At 42.1% G+C, this 14,789-nt stretch carries 18 protein-coding genes; 2 read left to right on the forward strand and 16 right to left on the reverse strand.

Going from position 1 to position 14,789, the window contains the following annotated elements; all coding sequences use genetic code 11:
• Nucleotides 1-44: 44 nt before the first annotated feature.
• From DF216_RS05215 to DF216_RS05285, 14 genes are all read right to left on the reverse strand, one after another.
• Nucleotides 45-1,658 (reverse strand): ribonuclease Y, encoded by a 1,614-nt coding sequence (locus DF216_RS05215; protein WP_125827583.1) that lies wholly within the window; start codon nucleotides 1,656-1,658, stop codon nucleotides 45-47.
• 255 nt (nucleotides 1,659-1,913) lie between these two features.
• Nucleotides 1,914-3,470, reverse strand: a complete 1,557-nt coding sequence (locus tag DF216_RS05220; RefSeq protein WP_125827584.1) for a P-loop NTPase fold protein — start codon at nucleotides 3,468-3,470, stop codon at nucleotides 1,914-1,916.
• Nucleotides 3,471-3,672: 202 nt separating this feature from the next.
• Complete coding sequence (locus DF216_RS05225; RefSeq protein WP_125827585.1) at nucleotides 3,673-3,927, reverse strand: Txe/YoeB family addiction module toxin; 255 nt, start codon at nucleotides 3,925-3,927, stop codon at nucleotides 3,673-3,675.
• Nucleotides 3,928-3,930: 3 nt separating this feature from the next.
• A complete protein-coding gene (locus tag DF216_RS05230; protein ID WP_000388572.1) occupies nucleotides 3,931-4,185 on the reverse strand; it encodes a type II toxin-antitoxin system Phd/YefM family antitoxin in 255 nt (84 codons plus the stop codon).
• Nucleotides 4,186-4,315: 130 nt separating this feature from the next.
• Entirely contained in the window at nucleotides 4,316-5,413 is a 1,098-nt protein-coding gene (locus DF216_RS05235; RefSeq protein ID WP_125827586.1) for a nucleotidyltransferase, read from the reverse strand.
• Nucleotides 5,414-5,422: 9 nt separating this feature from the next.
• Nucleotides 5,423-6,163: a class I SAM-dependent DNA methyltransferase gene (locus tag DF216_RS05240; RefSeq protein ID WP_164979006.1), complete on the reverse strand. Its 741-nt coding sequence runs from the start codon at nucleotides 6,161-6,163 to the stop codon at nucleotides 5,423-5,425.
• A gap of 321 nt (nucleotides 6,164-6,484) precedes the next feature.
• On the reverse strand, nucleotides 6,485-6,838 hold the full coding sequence (gene rsfS / locus DF216_RS05250) for a ribosome silencing factor (RefSeq protein WP_001003009.1): 354 nt from the start codon (nucleotides 6,836-6,838) through the stop codon (nucleotides 6,485-6,487).
• Nucleotides 6,839-7,432 (reverse strand): bis(5'-nucleosyl)-tetraphosphatase (symmetrical) YqeK, encoded by a 594-nt coding sequence (gene yqeK / locus DF216_RS05255; RefSeq protein WP_129326188.1) that lies wholly within the window; start codon nucleotides 7,430-7,432, stop codon nucleotides 6,839-6,841. It abuts the gene before it with no gap.
• Nucleotides 7,432-8,061, reverse strand: coding sequence for a nicotinate-nucleotide adenylyltransferase (locus DF216_RS05260; RefSeq protein WP_125827589.1), 630 nt, complete (start codon nucleotides 8,059-8,061; stop codon nucleotides 7,432-7,434). The genes yqeK and DF216_RS05260 overlap by 1 nt, the downstream gene beginning before the upstream one ends.
• 51 nt (nucleotides 8,062-8,112) lie before the next feature.
• Nucleotides 8,113-8,424: a ribosome assembly RNA-binding protein YhbY gene (yhbY, locus tag DF216_RS05265; RefSeq protein WP_000060169.1), complete on the reverse strand. Its 312-nt coding sequence runs from the start codon at nucleotides 8,422-8,424 to the stop codon at nucleotides 8,113-8,115.
• 214 nt (nucleotides 8,425-8,638) lie between these two features.
• Nucleotides 8,639-9,745 carry a ribosome biogenesis GTPase YqeH gene (gene yqeH, locus DF216_RS05270; RefSeq protein WP_129326189.1) on the reverse strand — a complete coding sequence of 369 codons (1,107 nt, stop codon included), beginning with the start codon at nucleotides 9,743-9,745 and terminating at the stop codon, nucleotides 8,639-8,641.
• Between the two features lie 2 nt (nucleotides 9,746-9,747).
• Nucleotides 9,748-10,275, reverse strand: coding sequence for a YqeG family HAD IIIA-type phosphatase (locus tag DF216_RS05275; protein WP_000963731.1), 528 nt, complete (start codon nucleotides 10,273-10,275; stop codon nucleotides 9,748-9,750).
• A 14-nt stretch (nucleotides 10,276-10,289) separates the two neighbouring features.
• A complete protein-coding gene (locus DF216_RS05280) occupies nucleotides 10,290-11,198 on the reverse strand; it encodes a magnesium transporter CorA family protein (protein WP_125827591.1) in 909 nt (302 codons plus the stop codon).
• A gap of 57 nt (nucleotides 11,199-11,255) precedes the next feature.
• A complete protein-coding gene (locus DF216_RS05285) occupies nucleotides 11,256-11,816 on the reverse strand; it encodes a mechanosensitive ion channel family protein (protein ID WP_164979007.1) in 561 nt (186 codons plus the stop codon).
• 149 nt (nucleotides 11,817-11,965) lie between these two features.
• Between DF216_RS05285 and sstT the strand changes: the two genes are divergently transcribed.
• Both sstT and DF216_RS05295 read left to right on the forward strand, forming a co-directional pair.
• Nucleotides 11,966-13,177, forward strand: a complete 1,212-nt coding sequence (gene sstT / locus DF216_RS05290; protein WP_125827592.1) for a serine/threonine transporter SstT — start codon at nucleotides 11,966-11,968, stop codon at nucleotides 13,175-13,177.
• 49 nt (nucleotides 13,178-13,226) lie between these two features.
• On the forward strand, nucleotides 13,227-14,180 hold the full coding sequence (locus DF216_RS05295; protein ID WP_129326190.1) for an aromatic acid exporter family protein: 954 nt from the start codon (nucleotides 13,227-13,229) through the stop codon (nucleotides 14,178-14,180).
• Nucleotides 14,181-14,217: 37 nt separating this feature from the next.
• On the opposite strand, the gene asp5 is transcribed toward DF216_RS05295, so the two are convergent.
• On the reverse strand, nucleotides 14,218-14,442 hold the full coding sequence (asp5, locus tag DF216_RS05300; RefSeq protein ID WP_084971385.1) for an accessory Sec system protein Asp5: 225 nt from the start codon (nucleotides 14,440-14,442) through the stop codon (nucleotides 14,218-14,220).
• A 3-nt stretch (nucleotides 14,443-14,445) separates the two neighbouring features.
• Nucleotides 14,446-14,625, reverse strand: a complete 180-nt coding sequence (gene asp4 / locus DF216_RS05305; RefSeq protein WP_061454277.1) for an accessory Sec system protein Asp4 — start codon at nucleotides 14,623-14,625, stop codon at nucleotides 14,446-14,448.
• Nucleotides 14,626-14,789 lie beyond the last annotated feature (164 nt).

Raw genomic sequence — 14,789 nt, forward strand, 5'->3', positions numbered from 1 at the left:
TAGTGTAACAAAAAAGCAGTAATATTTCAACTGCTCTTTCTTATTTATTTTGCATAATCTACTGCACGAAGTTCGCGGATCACGGTTACCTTGATATTTCCTGGGTAATCGAGATTGTTTTCAATTTTCTCACGAACTTTGTGAGCCAAGATTGTGACTTTGTCGTCCTTGATTTGTCCTGGATTAACCATGATACGGATTTCACGACCTGCTTGAAGGGCAAAGCTATTTTGCACTCCTTCAAAGCCATTGGCAATTTCTTCCAAATCATGGAGACGCTTGATGTAGCTTTCAAGAGACTCGCTACGAGCACCTGGACGTGCTGCACTCAAGGCATCTGCTGCAGCAACGATCACTGCAATGACGCTTTCAGCTTCGACATCGCCGTGGTGGCTAGCAATAGTATTCACCACAACTGGGTGTTCCTTATACTTACGAGCCAATTCCGTACCAATCTCAACGTGGCTACCTTCAACCTCGCGGTCAATAGCTTTCCCAATATCGTGAAGGAATCCAGCACGACGGGCAAGAGCTGCATTTTCACCAAGTTCACTGGCGATGATACCAGATAGCTTAGCAACCTCAATCGAATGACGCAAGACATTTTGTCCATATGATGTACGGAACTGCAAGCGTCCCATGATCTTCATTAAGTCTGGATGAAGGTTTGGCGCACCAATCTCATAGGCAGCAGCCTCACCGTATTCACGGATCTTATTATCAATCTCTTGACGGTTTTTCTCCACCAACTCCTCGATACGAGCTGGGTGGATACGGCCATCCTTGAGCAACATTTCCATGGTCATGCGCGCAATCTCACGACGAATCGGATCAAATCCTGACAAGGTCACCACTTCCGGTGTATCGTCGATAATCACATCGACCCCTGTCAAACCTTCAAAGGTACGAATATTTCGACCTTCGCGTCCGATAATGCGACCCTTCATAGTATCATCTGGCAGGTGAACTGTCGAGTTTGTTGACTCTGCTACATAGTCACCAGCGATACGCTGCATAGCCTGCACCAAGATATCTTTCGCAATCTTGTCTGAACGTTCCTTCACCTCTTGCTCAGCCTCACGAATGCGACTAGCAATTTCCTTGCTCAAATTTTCCTCTGTCTGAGCCAAGATAATATCTCGAGCCTCAGTTTGGGAAAGGGAACCGATACGTTCAAGTTCAGCTTCTTTTTGTCTTTCGACTTCCTCTAATTGCTCTTCACGTGCATCAAGGTTTTTTGCTCTATCAGAAATACTTTGTTCTTTTTGTTCAAGTGTCTTTTCTTTGTTCGTCAAATTGTCGTCCTTACGGTCAAGGCTCGTAGCTCTCTCCGTCAAACGACTTTCAATTTGCTTGAGCTCCTGACGTTCTGACTTAAATTCAGCGTCCACTTCTTCACGGTATTTTCTGGCTTCCTCTTTGGCCTCCAATAGTGCTTCTTTTTTAAGAGACTTGCTTTCGCTCTTGGCTTCATTTAGCAATAAATCCGCTTCGCGCTCAGCTTGTCCTCGTAAATTAGTTGCTTCTTGTTCAGCATTTAGAAGCATCAACTCTGCAGCCTCTTGAGATGATTTCATCTTAGCTGAGATGCTGACATATCCAATGACTAAACCAATGATGACGGCAAAAACAACAATCGCAATGGTCATGATTTCCATGTTTTTACCTCATTAAATTTGTTTATCGAATGACATACATTCCTTAATATTCTATCATAAAAAACTGATTTTCACAAACCCAAATTGAAGTTGTTTTGGTTATTTCGAACGAATTTTAGACAACGAATCTTCCAAGATGTCCCTCTTTCTTTCTAAATTACTCGTATTTGGCTATCACAACTTATAACTCCCTTACTTCTTTTTAAAAATCAGATACAAATCAGAAAAAATTGAAATCCACAGCCTTTAAAGAACCTAAATAAAAAGATATTTAGTTTTAAATTGTTCTCCAAATCTTCTCTTTTTTTCGAAATATCGTTTTGCTTTATCATATTCTAATTCTTCGTAAGGATATTCTTTGGAAATTTTAAATTCAAAAACGCCATTTCGATTGTATTTATACCCCAAGGTTCTTAACTCATTTATTTCCGAACCTTTCTTCCACAAATAATATAACAAATGTTCAAAATATGATTTTTTCTTATTAATAACTTCGATAATATTTTCCGAAGCAATACTAGAATATTCCTCTTCTAGAATCTCTTTATCAATCGTAAACTGATAAAGATCACTCTCCAAGATGTTATACAGATATTCCATATCTAATATCGGTTTATATTTAAAATACTTCACAAGCGACATAAGTATACTCTCGATTCCCATACGACCATTCATCCAATTGATAACATAGTCTGCTTTCTCGCTTTCATCAGTTTTATTTGAAAGTTCTTCTAATGACTTTTGAAATTCTCTCAAGCTCAATTTTTCTTCTTTCATTTGTTGGTTTTTTTCCTGTACCTCTCTATAATTTTTATCTACATAATAAATTTTAAAAATCAATGATAACATTTTTCCAAAGTCATCATCTCTCAATTTACTCTTTTTCAAAATGTTATCTATGACTTCTTCTGTAGATACCATTCGATTATGATTTAGCTTAAATTTATTATAAATAATCTTCTTTGCTGACCCAATTTCCTCAATGTTTAAAATTACAATAATTTTAAATTTTTTATTCTCAGAAAGATAGTCAATATAACCCAATAAATCATTGTAATCTGAAGTGTTATCTGATTTTGCTGCATATGAGACCCGTTCGAAATCATCAAAAATAATGATAGAATCTCGCTTCATCAAATCCGTTCCAACTGTTTTAAAGAACCATTTAAAAACTCCTCCAACAAGTGGAATAAAGTCCAAATTTCCGAGTATGGATTGTTTTTCTATTTCATTGATCAATATTTTCTCGGCTTGCTCTCTTGTTTTAATCCCAAAGCAGGAAATATAGTAGATTTCTTTCTTTTTGTAAATTTGATTTTCAAAAAACGTCTTTACAAAAAATGTTTTCCCACTCCCCCAAGAACCATCTAGCCAGAAGACATTATGAATAGAGTCTGGACTATTTAAAAATTCCACCAGATGAGTTTGATAAGGATAGTCATCCAAGTCATATTCCGGAAATAGCCCTGGGTCCAGTTTCTTATAACTAACTTTTTTAAAAATTATGTCTAAAAACCAGAACAGTATTGTTGGTATAGTCAGTGCTAACAATAGTATTACACGATTCACATACAAAATCGAAATAATATCTTTTAAAAAATTATAATTAGATATAAATTTATATATAGGTAAAGCAAAGCGTTTAAATTGTTCAATCTCCAGCGCAAGATACAGTACCCATATACTGGCTATAAATATTTTGTACCATTCAACAATTCTAACATTACTACTCCATGATGGTCTTTTCAATAAATATTTCAATAGTTTGAAATTCAGAAGAAAATTAAGAATCCTCGTCATTGTATTTTTCATATATCTCCCTTTTAATCTATGTTATCATGATTATACCACAAAATAAGAGTTATAAAGCGGATTCAAGGGACAAGAATCTAGTTATTATACTAAAATTTTTCACTGATTTTTTAACTTAGGAAGTCTGTCATTTTCCAAAATATTTTATCTTCAATTTGCTAGCTAAAATTTCTAAAATAAAAAAGCCTACCTTTCAGTAGACTTAGTAATGATCTTTGAAGGACAAGAAAGCCACGCTGTCCCCATCTATCATATAAATCAAGCGATTTTCTGCATCAATACGCCGTGACCAAGCTCCTTGATAGTCATACTTGAGCGGTTCTGGTTTCCCCATTCCTACAAAAGGATCGCGTTGAATATCCTTGATTAGTTTATTGATTCTTTTTAGCGTTTTCTTGTCCTGAGTTTGCCAGTAGCAATAATCTGCCCAGGCATCTTCTGTAAACTTGAGCAGCATTCCTCACTCCTCAATAACATGGACCTGAGTACTTCCAGCTCGGACTTGAGCCATTCCTCGCAAAACTTTGTCAGATAGCTCCTTATTTTGAGCGATTCTCAGGGTTTCCTGAATACTGTCCCATTCGCTCTTTGAAAGAACTACAATGTCCTCGTCTGGATTTTTATTGACCACCGTCAAAGGCTCAAACTCATCGTTTACCTTCTTCATGTAGTCCTTTAAATGATTTCGGAATGTTGAGTAAAGAACTGCTTCCATAACCATACCTCGTTTTACCTCTTTTCCACTATTATACACGAAAAGAAAAAAATTGTCAGGAACTCGTACAAGATTTTTCTTTTCTATCTATTTATTCGGAAAATTTCAAAAAGCCTACCTTTCAGTAGACTTAGTTTGATTCGATTTTGATAGGCACTCTGCCGAAATTCTGCTCTGAGAGATTGGGAGTTCCCAGTCGGTAAATCTGGTCTGCCTTTTGGGTCATGGCATCCCAAGGTTCTTTCCCAATTCGGCTAAGTAGATGGACCTGCTCTTTCAGAGACTTGAGGTGTTGTCTGCCTTTTTCTGTAAATCCAAGAACATGGATGGCTTCTGGCAAGTCGCTTTCTCTGGCCTGCACTAGGATATAGGTCAAGAGGCGTCTGACACGCGCCTTGGTGTAACGCTTGGTGGCAACCGCCTCGACCAATTCGTCAACAGACTGGGCTGTTTTGATAGAATCCTTGATGCGCACAGCCATTTCTTGATTGACCTGATAGATGGTGGTTAGGTCTGGATTTGACAAGATTTGATAGCGGAGCAAGGGAAAATAGTCATCCCAGCTCACCTTACTGGCTTGCTCAAAGAGAGCAACAGAAGGCATAAAGCGTTCTAAGAAATCTTGGTCTATTTGGTGCTGACGGAGGGCTGTCGCCGAGGCAAAGTCTACATTCTTGTCCACAGAATGGTAACCAGCTCCCTGACGCTGAATGGGCTCAAGCTTGATGTTGCGTCCTGCAACTGCCTTTGCATAGGCCAGAGCAAGGACATGATTGGGCGTATTGCCTGAAAAATCAAGACCCGCAAATTCCTTCCACATGGCTTGGGTTTTCTGAGGATAGGAGAGAGAATCAGGCAAATTTTCCACAAAATTCTCCATCTCTCTACCTTGCTCTGTGTATAAGTCAGCGATTTTCTGGTAATCCAGAACTTCTTCTGTCCCAAAAGCGAGGCTATCAATGCCCAACCGAGCCAAGATATCTACTGCTCCTTGTCCAAAGAAATCCGCTGCCTGAACACTGACTAAAAAAGGCAATTCCACGACCAAGTCTGCGCCATTTTCCAGTGCCATCTGAGTCCGTGTCCACTTGTCCACGATAGCCGGCTCTCCTCGTTGCATGAAATTTCCAGACATGGCAACAATTTTCAGCCCCTCTGCCTGATCCAGCAGGTATTTGTGCCCATTATGAAAAGGATTGAACTCCGCGATAATACCTATGATGCTCATAGAAATCTCCTACTTCTGTGCGACAAAAAACCAACGTCTACTGTTTTCTGTCGGTTCCTTGTCCTCAAAATCCGCATAGAGTTTGAAAGACTTGAAGCCAGCTTGTTCCAGCAAAATATCATAGGTCAAAACCTCATAAGTCCGCTCCTCATGCACTTCATCGTGGCGACTAAAGGACCCATCAGCCTCCTTGATAAAGAAGGTCAACTCATGTACGATGGAGTGAGGAGCTTCGTCCTCATAGGTGTCCCAGAGCATAGCAAAATCTTCCGCATTTTCATGGTAGGAATAGCCTGGAAAAACTTCATCTGTCTGATAGGTCGAATGCACATCAAAGATGAAAACTCCTTCTTCATTAAGCGCATTGTGTACTTCCTTAAAGACGTCTCCTACTTCCACCTCATCCTGCATGTAGCAGATAGAGTCCGAGTAACACGTAACAAAGTCGTACTTACCCGCCTTGGATAAATCCAGCATATTGCCTTCAATAAAATCAATCTTTTGCTTGGCTGAAGCAGCTCTCTTCTCCGCAATCTTCAGCATATCTGCGCTCAAGTCAAGCCCCGTCACATCAAAGCCAGCTTGAGAAAAGCGGACAGACTGGATACCTGTTCCACAAGCCAATTCTAAGAGTTTCTTTCTCTCCTTAGTCTTAGGCAAATGTCGCAGCGAAAAATCCGTCCATTTGTCGTATAAACTATCATCCATCACAGCATCGTAAACAGCCGCAAAGGTTTCATAAGTTGCCATATTCATGATACCAATTCCGCCCGTAATTCGATAGAAAATTAGGAGCCTAACGATGGAGCCGAGCTCCAAGGAAGGCTGTCTATTTTCCGAGAATTACAGGACGGGTTCTAATCCTTTCTAAAATATAAAGAGCGTTAAAAGCAAAGAGAAAATAGAAAACTTTCTGTCATATCATCAGATACAAGGGAAGTTACTCTTTTTCTCACAGCTCTTAGCTCGTGTTCAGTTTCAACATCAACCAAACACGGCGCCCTTCACCTTTCCATCAATTTCTTTTAAAATAAGCAAAGAAACCCAGTTGACTGCAACTGAGTTCATCTCCTATGCCAAGGCTTCTGAAATGTCTACAGAATCCGCCTCATGCCATAGTTTTTCAAGGTTATAGTGGGCGCGCATTTCTTCTGAGAAGATATGCACAACGACCCCACCGAGGTCTAGCAAGACCCAGCCTCCCGCTGCATCGCCTTCGACATGGCTGCCTTTAACACCAGCTTCTGCTACTTTTTCACGAATGTTATCAGCGATTGCGTCCAACTGACGGCTATTCATCGAGCTAGTGATAACAAAGTAGTCTGTCACACTGGTCAAATCTTGTACATCAAGTGCAAGGATATCCTCCGCACGTTTCTCATCAGCCGCTTTCACGACTAGTTCTAGTAATTCTTTTTCGTTCATTTAGTCCTCTTTCAAATAGTGGACATAGGCGTTATAGGTTTCAAGGGTTTGGGGATAGATAGGCAATCCTTGGCGAGCCAAATGCTCGACAGTGTGAGCTGTTTCATAGGCCACTGCCTTATTGAGCGATAGACTTGCAATCTCACGCGCCTGGTCCACTCCAGGGAAGGCACGATTGTGCTCGATGTAGTCTGCTACATAGATGACCTTATCTAAGTTGGTCATCTGACCAGCCCCGACTGTATGGATTTCAATGGCTCGCAAAATTTCCGGATCTTGCAAGTTCAAATCTTCTTTGATTTTATAAATGCCGACCATGCCATGCCAGACATTATTACCCCAGTTTTTGAGGTCAGGGTCTAGCTGATAACGGTCAATCAAGTCCAAAAATTCCTGATCTGACAGTTTCTTGGCATAATCATGGAGAAGACCTGCAAGACCTGCTTTCTCGACATCAACTCCAAATCTCTCCGCTAGTTCTATGGCTGCACACTCTACACTCAAGCAATGGGTTAAGCGTTTCTCAGGTAGAAGCTCTGCCATTTTTTCCAACAAAGCCTCACGGGAGCAGTTGATATAGTCTTGATAGGCCATCAGTAGAGTCCCTCCTTCTCGATGTAGTCTAGCACTGGCTGAGGTAGGAGAAAGTTGGGTTTCCGACCTTGGGCAAGGAAATCACGCACCATGCTGGATGAGATATCCATGAGTGGTACATCCACCCAGATGACTGGATAGGAAGTCCCTGCCTTGTAGCGTGGGCGCTGAACCCCCACAAACTGAACCATGTCAACCAGCTCATCAATTCGGTACCACTTGGGCAGATAATCCACCATATCAGCTCCGATAATGAAGTAATAATCCGTATCAGGATGTTGCTCTGTCAAAATCTTCATGGTGTCGTAGGTGTAAGAAATGCCCTTGCGCTCTAGCTCAATGGTTTCAATAGCTAGGCCTTCGATTCCCCCAATCGCCAATTCAAGCATCTTGAGACGGTGGTGTTCAGGGATGGTTTCTTTTTTATCTACATGAGGTGGCTGATATTCAGGCATGAGCAAGACTTGGTCCAGTCCTAACTGTTGCCGTACTTGGTCCGCCACAACAAGATGGGCATGGTGAACGGGGTTAAAATTCCCCCCTAAAATCCCAACTTGTTTGCGTTTTTTCTCCTTGATTTCTGGCTCCAACTCTACCTTGGTAAAGGGAGTCAATAATTCGATTGCCATAGGCTCGTCTTCCTTTAATTCTCTGTAAAAACAGTTGTTTGGAGTAGGGTTTTAGATTTCTTTGACTTTCTTGGAAATCTTGCGATTTTCTTTCTTGCTGGATTGTTTAAACAAGATCAAGATGCGTCCGATTTTTTGGACAGTATCCACACCAATTTCTTCTTCCAAAATTTCAGCTACTTCGTGGATGTTCTCATCTGTGTTTTGTAAGAGAGTAACCTTGATCAATTCGCGGGCGTCAAGAGCCTGACGGACGCTAGTTTTGATTTGGTCGTTGAGACCATTTTTTCCGATTTGGATGATGGGTTTGAGGGTGTGTGCCTGGCTGTTGAGGAAGGCACGTTGTTTTGATGTTAATGACATAATCTTTCTTCCTTGTTTTTTGATAGTTATTTTAGGTGGGGAGGGACGGTCGGAACTAATTTTCCAAAGATTTCATCTTTGAAAAATGGATTTCCTAACCTCACAATTGAGCCTAGGTCTCAATTGTGCCCTTTGCCAATCTAAAGATTGGCAATCACACCACGGCAATAACTATCTCTGTATGAGCTCACTTTGTTCGCTCAGTGATTTTATTTTAAATAATGGCTTTTCGTGTGACGACGGCGACGCCTTCTGGTGCCCAGACGGCGACTTTAGCGCTTCCTGTTACACGGATCCAGCCGAGTCCTGAGATGACTAGGTCAGTCTTGTCCTTGATGGTAAATACATGCTGGACTAGTTTGGGAAAATCTTCTTTTTCTTTACTATTTGGTGGTGTTAGAAGAGTTCCGAGATGCTTGTCATAAAAGGCACTAGCGCCTTCAAGCTTGGTACGGTGGAGTTTGAGTTCATTGTCAAAGAAAGCAGTAAATCCTTGCTTTTCTCCTGATATAAAGTCAAATCGTCCGAGACCTCCTAAAAACAGGGTTTGTTCAGGATTGAGCTGATAGGTTTTGGGCTTGATTTCCTTTTTAGGACTGACATACTTGAGGTTTTTGGCCGTCAAGTAGTGGGCCATCTGGTGACGGTGGATAATCCCCGGTGTATCATAGATATAAGATCCGTCGTCAAGCGGAATCTCAATCTTGTCCAAGGTTGTCCCTGGGAAGCGCGAAGTCGTAATGACATTCTGGTCACCCGTGATTTCTTGGATAATGGCATTGATAAGGGTTGATTTTCCAACATTGGTTACCCCAACGACATAGACATCGCGTCCCTTACGGTAATGTTCGATTTTATCAATGACTTCCTTGATGGCATGTTTATTTTGCGCCGAAGTTAGGACGACATCTACTGGACGAAGTCCTTCTTCGTGGGCACGTTCCATAAGCCACTGGCTAATCTTGCTCGGTTTAACAGACTTAGGCAGAATATCTTTTTTATTTCCGACCAAGAGAACATCATTGCCCGATACAAAGCGTGGCAAGCCTGGGATGACAGAACCATTAAAGTCAAAGATATCAATGACATTGACTACCAAGGCGTCACTGTCTCCTACCTCGTGCAAGAGCTTGAGGAAATCATCATCCGTCAACTGGACATCTGTGATTTCATTGTAGTGACGGAGACGGAAACAGCGTTGGCAATAGACTTCGCCAGTCTCCAACCCTTTTTCAAGTGCCGACTGGGGAGTAAATCCAAGACCAGCCTTGTCTGTCGTCTGAATGGTTGCTCCACAACCAATACAGAGAATTTCTTCCATAGTTAAATTCCTTTTTTATATGTAATCGGTCCATACTTTTCAGTAATTTGCTTCATGACACGACGCTCGCGAGCTCGGTTAATCTGTGTCTTAATAGAGTCGTGTTGGACCAAGGGTTTGACTAAGATCGATCGAATGCCTGCACGGTGGGCTGCTCGTATATCTGTCATAAGCTGATCGCCGACCATGACCACTTCATTTTTCTCATAGTGAAATTCCTTCATGGCACGGTCTATTCCAAATGTGAAAGGTTTCAAGGCCCAATAAACGTAATCAATTCCAAATTTCTCAACTGCACGTTGGACCCGTTTTTTGGTATTATTTGAGACCACGATGATGCGAATACCTGCATCCCGAAGGTCATGTAGCCATTGCTTCATCTCTGGCGTCCCATCAGGATTGTTCCAAGCAATGAGCGTATTGTCCAAATCGACCAAAACAGCCTTGATTCCGTGTGCCTGCAGACTTGGGACTGTCAGATCATAGACTGCTTCCACAGCAAAATCTGGCATATAGTTTTCAATCGCCATTCTGACTCCTTTTCTTAACTATTTTTCGCAATTTTTCTTAAAATCAATGACAAAACCAGCCATAAGATCACACTAGCCAAGCTGATGTAGACCCAAGCATAGGGCTCGTCTGTGAAGGGGAGGGGAACATTCATCCCGAAAAAGCCCGTCACTACTGCCAAAACAGCTAGCAAGACTGAAATGATGGTCAAGGTTGTCAAGTTATCATTCAGGTTATTATTCAGAATGTTGTTGTAAGAGGCTGATAGTTGTTGCAGAACTTGAGAAATCAAGTCTGTCATGGATACCAGCTGATGAGCCTCAATCATGGCATCATCAAACTGTTCTCTCTCAACCTCGTTAAAACTGCGATAAAGGGCATGTCCTTGGATATGTTCTAGCAACATGCGATTCTGCTTGGCAGCCGCTGTCAGATAGACCATACCAGTCTCCAAGTCAGAAAGAGCAAAGAGGTTTTTCTTGGTCGTTCGCTGACGCAAGAGGCCATTGACCTCATCCTTACTCTTATCCATCTGCTCGATGACAGGATAGTAGGCATTGCTGATGATTTCCAGACTGGCAAAGAGAAATTTGTAGATAGAAAGCATGTTATGACTCTCTAAATAACGAGTCATCTGATCAATCACATAGGCATTTTTCTTATTGCTAATCGTAATCAAGCGATGATGTTCCACGATAAAGGTCATAGGAAAGGCTTCATAGTATTCCTTGTCCTTCTTCAAATCCAATACATTGTAGATAAAGGTGACGGTTCCACTTTCGCGGTGATAGTCCATGTGGGCACGCTCATTTCTATCCAGTGCGTATTCGATGGTTTCCTTGTCCAATCCATAGATTTCAGAGAGATCTTCTAGTTTTTTCAATTTTCCCACATCTAGGTTAATCCAAGTGCATCCATTGCCCAACTGCTTTTCTACAAACATATTTTCTCCTTTACCAAACTCTTTCTATTGTACCACAAATCTGCCAAAATAGCAGACCTACTCTGTGCGGGAAAAGTTGCTGACAACAGTGATATTTCGGTTAGGAACAAAGTGAAGGGCTTGGTCATCACTTCGAAGTTGGGTCGTACGGATTCCTACACTGACAACCTTGCCAGATACGGTAATCGGTCCATTTGTGAGAACAACTTCGTCGCCCACATCGAGCTGGCGTTCAAAGAGGATGAAAAAGCCATTGATGACATCGGATAGAAAGCCTTGCGCCCCCATACCAATGGCCACTCCGGCAATCCCCGCACCGGCAAGGAGGCTAGAAACTGGCAAACCTAAAATAGACAGGATGCAATAGAGCAAGAAGAAATAAAGAATGTAGTTAAAGACATTCTCCAGCAAACGGGAGATAGTCTTTTGTCTTCCTGCATCTCGATTTGAAAATTTAAGCGAGGGCTTGACAATCTTTCGTACAGTTGCGTGAAGCATCTTTTTAGCTATATAAAATAGCAAAAACAAAATCAAAAGAGAAATCACCTTGGTCAAGAGATTCTCTAATATGGTTGTTAAATCAAGTTTATCAAAATAGCGTTGAAAAAAATCTTGCATATAAAACTCCTTTTTCCTATTATACCATAAAATAACCCGTCTCATTTCTTTCATAATTATTCAATTATCGGACCTATTTTCAAAATATCACTTGCCTCTATAGCATATTTATACTATAATTATAAACAATACATTTGAAGGAGACTGCTATGAAACGAATCATTAGAGCCTGGACTAAGGCAAGCCTCATCAAACGAATCCTCATTGGAATGATCTTGGGAGCTACATTAGGGATGCTCTTTCCAAGCCTTGCAGGAATTGGTCTGCTTGGAGACCTCTTTGTAGGCGGACTGAAAGCTATTGCTCCTATTTTGGTTTTTGCCCTTGTTGCCAATGCCCTTTCCCAGCACCAAAAGGGACAAAACACCAATATGAAAACGGTCATCTTTCTATACTTACTTGGAACCTTTGCTGCTGCATTGGTAGCCGTTCTAGCGAGTTTCTTACTACCTGTACAAATCACCCTGACCAGTGCAAATACAGAAGTTACTGCTCCTGACGGTATCGATCAAGTCCTCAGCAACCTCTTGCTCAAACTGGTGGACAATCCTCTAAATGCTATTGTTGAAGCCAACTATATCGGGATTCTCTCTTGGGCAGTCATCTTTGGCTTGGCTATGAGAGAGGCAAGTAAACACAGTAAAGAATTACTGAAAACCATGGCAGATGTCACCTCTAAAATCGTGGAATGGATTATCAATCTAGCTCCTTTTGGGATTTTAGGCTTGGTGTTTAAGACCATCTCAGACAAGGGCATTGCCAGTCTGGCTAACTATGGTGTCCTCCTAGGACTCTTGATCGCCACCATGGCCTTTGTCGCTCTCATCATCAACCCGCTCATCGCCTTTCTCTTTATGAGGAAAAATCCCTATCCCCTTGTTTTGAAATGTCTACGTGTCAGTGGTATTACAGCCTTTTTCACTCGTAGCTCTGCTGCCAATATCCCAGTCAATATGAAACTCTGCCAAGACCTAGGACTGAATCCTGACACCTACTCTGTTTCCATCCCACTTGGGTCGACTATCAATATGGCTGGCGCTGCCGTTACCATTAACATCCTGACCCTGGCTGCTGTTAATACGCTAGGGATCTCTGTAGACTTTGGAACAGCTTTTGTCCTCAGCGTAGTAGCCGCCATTTCTGCCTGCGGTGCCTCTGGGATCGCTGGGGGTTCGCTTCTCCTTATTCCTGTCGCTTGTAGCCTCTTTGGGATTTCCAACGACTTGGCTATGCAAGTTGTCGGAGTCGGTTTTGTGATTGGTGTCGTGCAAGACTCTTGTGAAACAGCTCTAAACTCTTCTACAGACGTTCTCTTTACAGCGGTTGCCGAGTATGCTACAAACCGAAAACCTCGGCCCTAGTACCTGATTCCTCGTCGGACTCTCTATTTTACTATTATAGGAAATTCTCATGTCTATCACTCAACGTACGACAAAACTGATCTTGGCGACCTGCCTCGCTTGTTTTCTCGCTTATTTTTTAGATTTATCTTCGGCTGTTTCAGCTGGCATTATCGCCCTCTTAAGCCTTTCCGACACGCGTCGAAGCACACTGAAATTAGCACGTAACCGCCTCTTTTCCATGCTCCTTGCGCTCGCTATCGGTGTTCTAGTCTTTCAGCTGACCGGCTTTCACATCTGGAGCCTAGGCCTCTATCTGGCCCTCTATGTGCCTCTAGCTTATAAAATGGGCTGGGAAATCGGCATCACACCTAGCAGTGTCTTGGTCGGTCATCTCTTGGTACAGGAGTCTACTTCTCCAGAACTCCTGCTCAATGAAGTGCTCCTCTTTCTCATCGGGACAAGCTTTGCTCTATTGATCAACCTTTACATGCCCTCTCGCGAGAAAGCCATCCAAAGCTACCACCTTCAGGTCGAAGAAAAGTTAAAAGACATCCTGCTTCGCTTTAAATACTATCTGTCAAGAGGAGACGGACGCAATCAAGCCCAACTCGTTGACGAATTGGATGAGCTTCTTGAAGAAGCCCTCAAGCTAGTCTATCTGGATCACTCGGACCAGCTCTTTCACCAAACGGACTACCACATCCACTACTTTGAGATGAGACAGCGACAAAGTCGTATCCTGCGAAATATGGCCCAGCAGATCAATACCTGTCACCTAGCCGCTAGTGAGAGCTTGATTTTGGCCCAGCTCTTTGCTAAGATTGCTGCCCAGCTAAGCCAGACCAATCCTGCTCATGACTTACTCGATGACATCGAACGCTATCTGCAAGTCTTCCGCAATCGGAGTCTCCCTAAAACACGCGAGGAGTTTGAGACCCGCGCCACTCTCCTGCAGCTACTACGCGAAGCCGAAACCTTTATCCAGGTCAAGGTCGATTTTTACCAGAAATATGGGAACTAGAATGCAAAGAACCTCAGAGGCCTTCCTCTGAGGTTCTTTACTGATAGGTCACCACCATAAAAACGAGGAGCAATACAAACAAGGCTATGCTAATCAAGAGAGTTAAAACTTTTACCAAGCGATTGCTCTGCCAGTAGCCTGGTTTTCCGATATTGCTGGTCGCATCCATGGAAAAGAGTTGGCTTTGGCGAGGTTGGATGAGAATCAGGACAATCAAGGCGACGGCTAGGATTATTCCTACAATCATCAAAACTTCCATCATGTCTCACCTCAAGATTCCTAATAATGTAAAGATCAGGCTAATAAGGATGAGCAAGCCAAGTAAAATAGAGAAAGTTTTACTGATCTTTTCTCCTTGGCTAGGCTTTTCTTTCTTAAGAGCTCCTTGCTTTAACTCTTCCATGCGTCCTTCGACATCCTTGTAAAATAGATCTTTTTTTGTCATACTTCCTCCTAATAACAAACGTACTACTCAATATATCTAAATCGAGAAAGGAAAAAACTGAGTCAAGTGCTTCCATCAACTTCAGCCAAACAGCTAGACTAGTGCTAAAACTAGAAACTCACATAGCTGTTGGCATATTTTATTAGACTAGTCTACTTCTGGGA

It is taken from the genome of Streptococcus oralis, from assembly GCF_004127215.1.
Classification (GTDB): domain Bacteria; phylum Bacillota; class Bacilli; order Lactobacillales; family Streptococcaceae; genus Streptococcus; species Streptococcus oralis_BD.

What these genes read in the sequence shown, in the direction of transcription:
- yhbY (WP_000060169.1), bottom strand. Translation starts at nt 8,424, where the DNA reads ATGTCATTAACATCAAAACAACGTGCCTTCCTCAACAGCCAGGCACAC.
- DF216_RS05215 (WP_125827583.1), bottom strand. Translation starts at nt 1,658, where the DNA reads ATGGAAATCATGACCATTGCGATTGTTGTTTTTGCCGTCATCATTGGT.
- DF216_RS05285 (WP_164979007.1), bottom strand. Translation starts at nt 11,816, where the DNA reads ATGCAAGATTTTTTTCAACGCTATTTTGATAAACTTGATTTAACAACC.
- DF216_RS05220 (WP_125827584.1), bottom strand. Translation starts at nt 3,470, where the DNA reads ATGAAAAATACAATGACGAGGATTCTTAATTTTCTTCTGAATTTCAAA.
- asp5 (WP_084971385.1), bottom strand. Translation starts at nt 14,442, where the DNA reads ATGATGGAAGTTTTGATGATTGTAGGAATAATCCTAGCCGTCGCCTTG.
- DF216_RS05260 (WP_125827589.1), bottom strand. Translation starts at nt 8,061, where the DNA reads ATGGCAATCGAATTATTGACTCCCTTTACCAAGGTAGAGTTGGAGCCA.
- yqeH (WP_129326189.1), bottom strand. Translation starts at nt 9,745, where the DNA reads ATGGAAGAAATTCTCTGTATTGGTTGTGGAGCAACCATTCAGACGACA.
- DF216_RS05275 (WP_000963731.1), bottom strand. Translation starts at nt 10,275, where the DNA reads ATGGCGATTGAAAACTATATGCCAGATTTTGCTGTGGAAGCAGTCTAT.
- DF216_RS05295 (WP_129326190.1), top strand. Translation starts at nt 13,227, where the DNA reads ATGTCTATCACTCAACGTACGACAAAACTGATCTTGGCGACCTGCCTC.
- DF216_RS05280 (WP_125827591.1), bottom strand. Translation starts at nt 11,198, where the DNA reads ATGTTTGTAGAAAAGCAGTTGGGCAATGGATGCACTTGGATTAACCTA.
- sstT (WP_125827592.1), top strand. Translation starts at nt 11,966, where the DNA reads ATGAAACGAATCATTAGAGCCTGGACTAAGGCAAGCCTCATCAAACGA.
- DF216_RS05225 (WP_125827585.1), bottom strand. Translation starts at nt 3,927, where the DNA reads ATGCTGCTCAAGTTTACAGAAGATGCCTGGGCAGATTATTGCTACTGG.
- asp4 (WP_061454277.1), bottom strand. Translation starts at nt 14,625, where the DNA reads ATGACAAAAAAAGATCTATTTTACAAGGATGTCGAAGGACGCATGGAA.
- rsfS (WP_001003009.1), bottom strand. Translation starts at nt 6,838, where the DNA reads ATGAACGAAAAAGAATTACTAGAACTAGTCGTGAAAGCGGCTGATGAG.
- DF216_RS05230 (WP_000388572.1), bottom strand. Translation starts at nt 4,185, where the DNA reads ATGGAAGCAGTTCTTTACTCAACATTCCGAAATCATTTAAAGGACTAC.
- yqeK (WP_129326188.1), bottom strand. Translation starts at nt 7,432, where the DNA reads ATGGCCTATCAAGACTATATCAACTGCTCCCGTGAGGCTTTGTTGGAA.
- DF216_RS05240 (WP_164979006.1), bottom strand. Translation starts at nt 6,163, where the DNA reads ATGGCAACTTATGAAACCTTTGCGGCTGTTTACGATGCTGTGATGGAT.
- DF216_RS05235 (WP_125827586.1), bottom strand. Translation starts at nt 5,413, where the DNA reads ATGAGCATCATAGGTATTATCGCGGAGTTCAATCCTTTTCATAATGGG.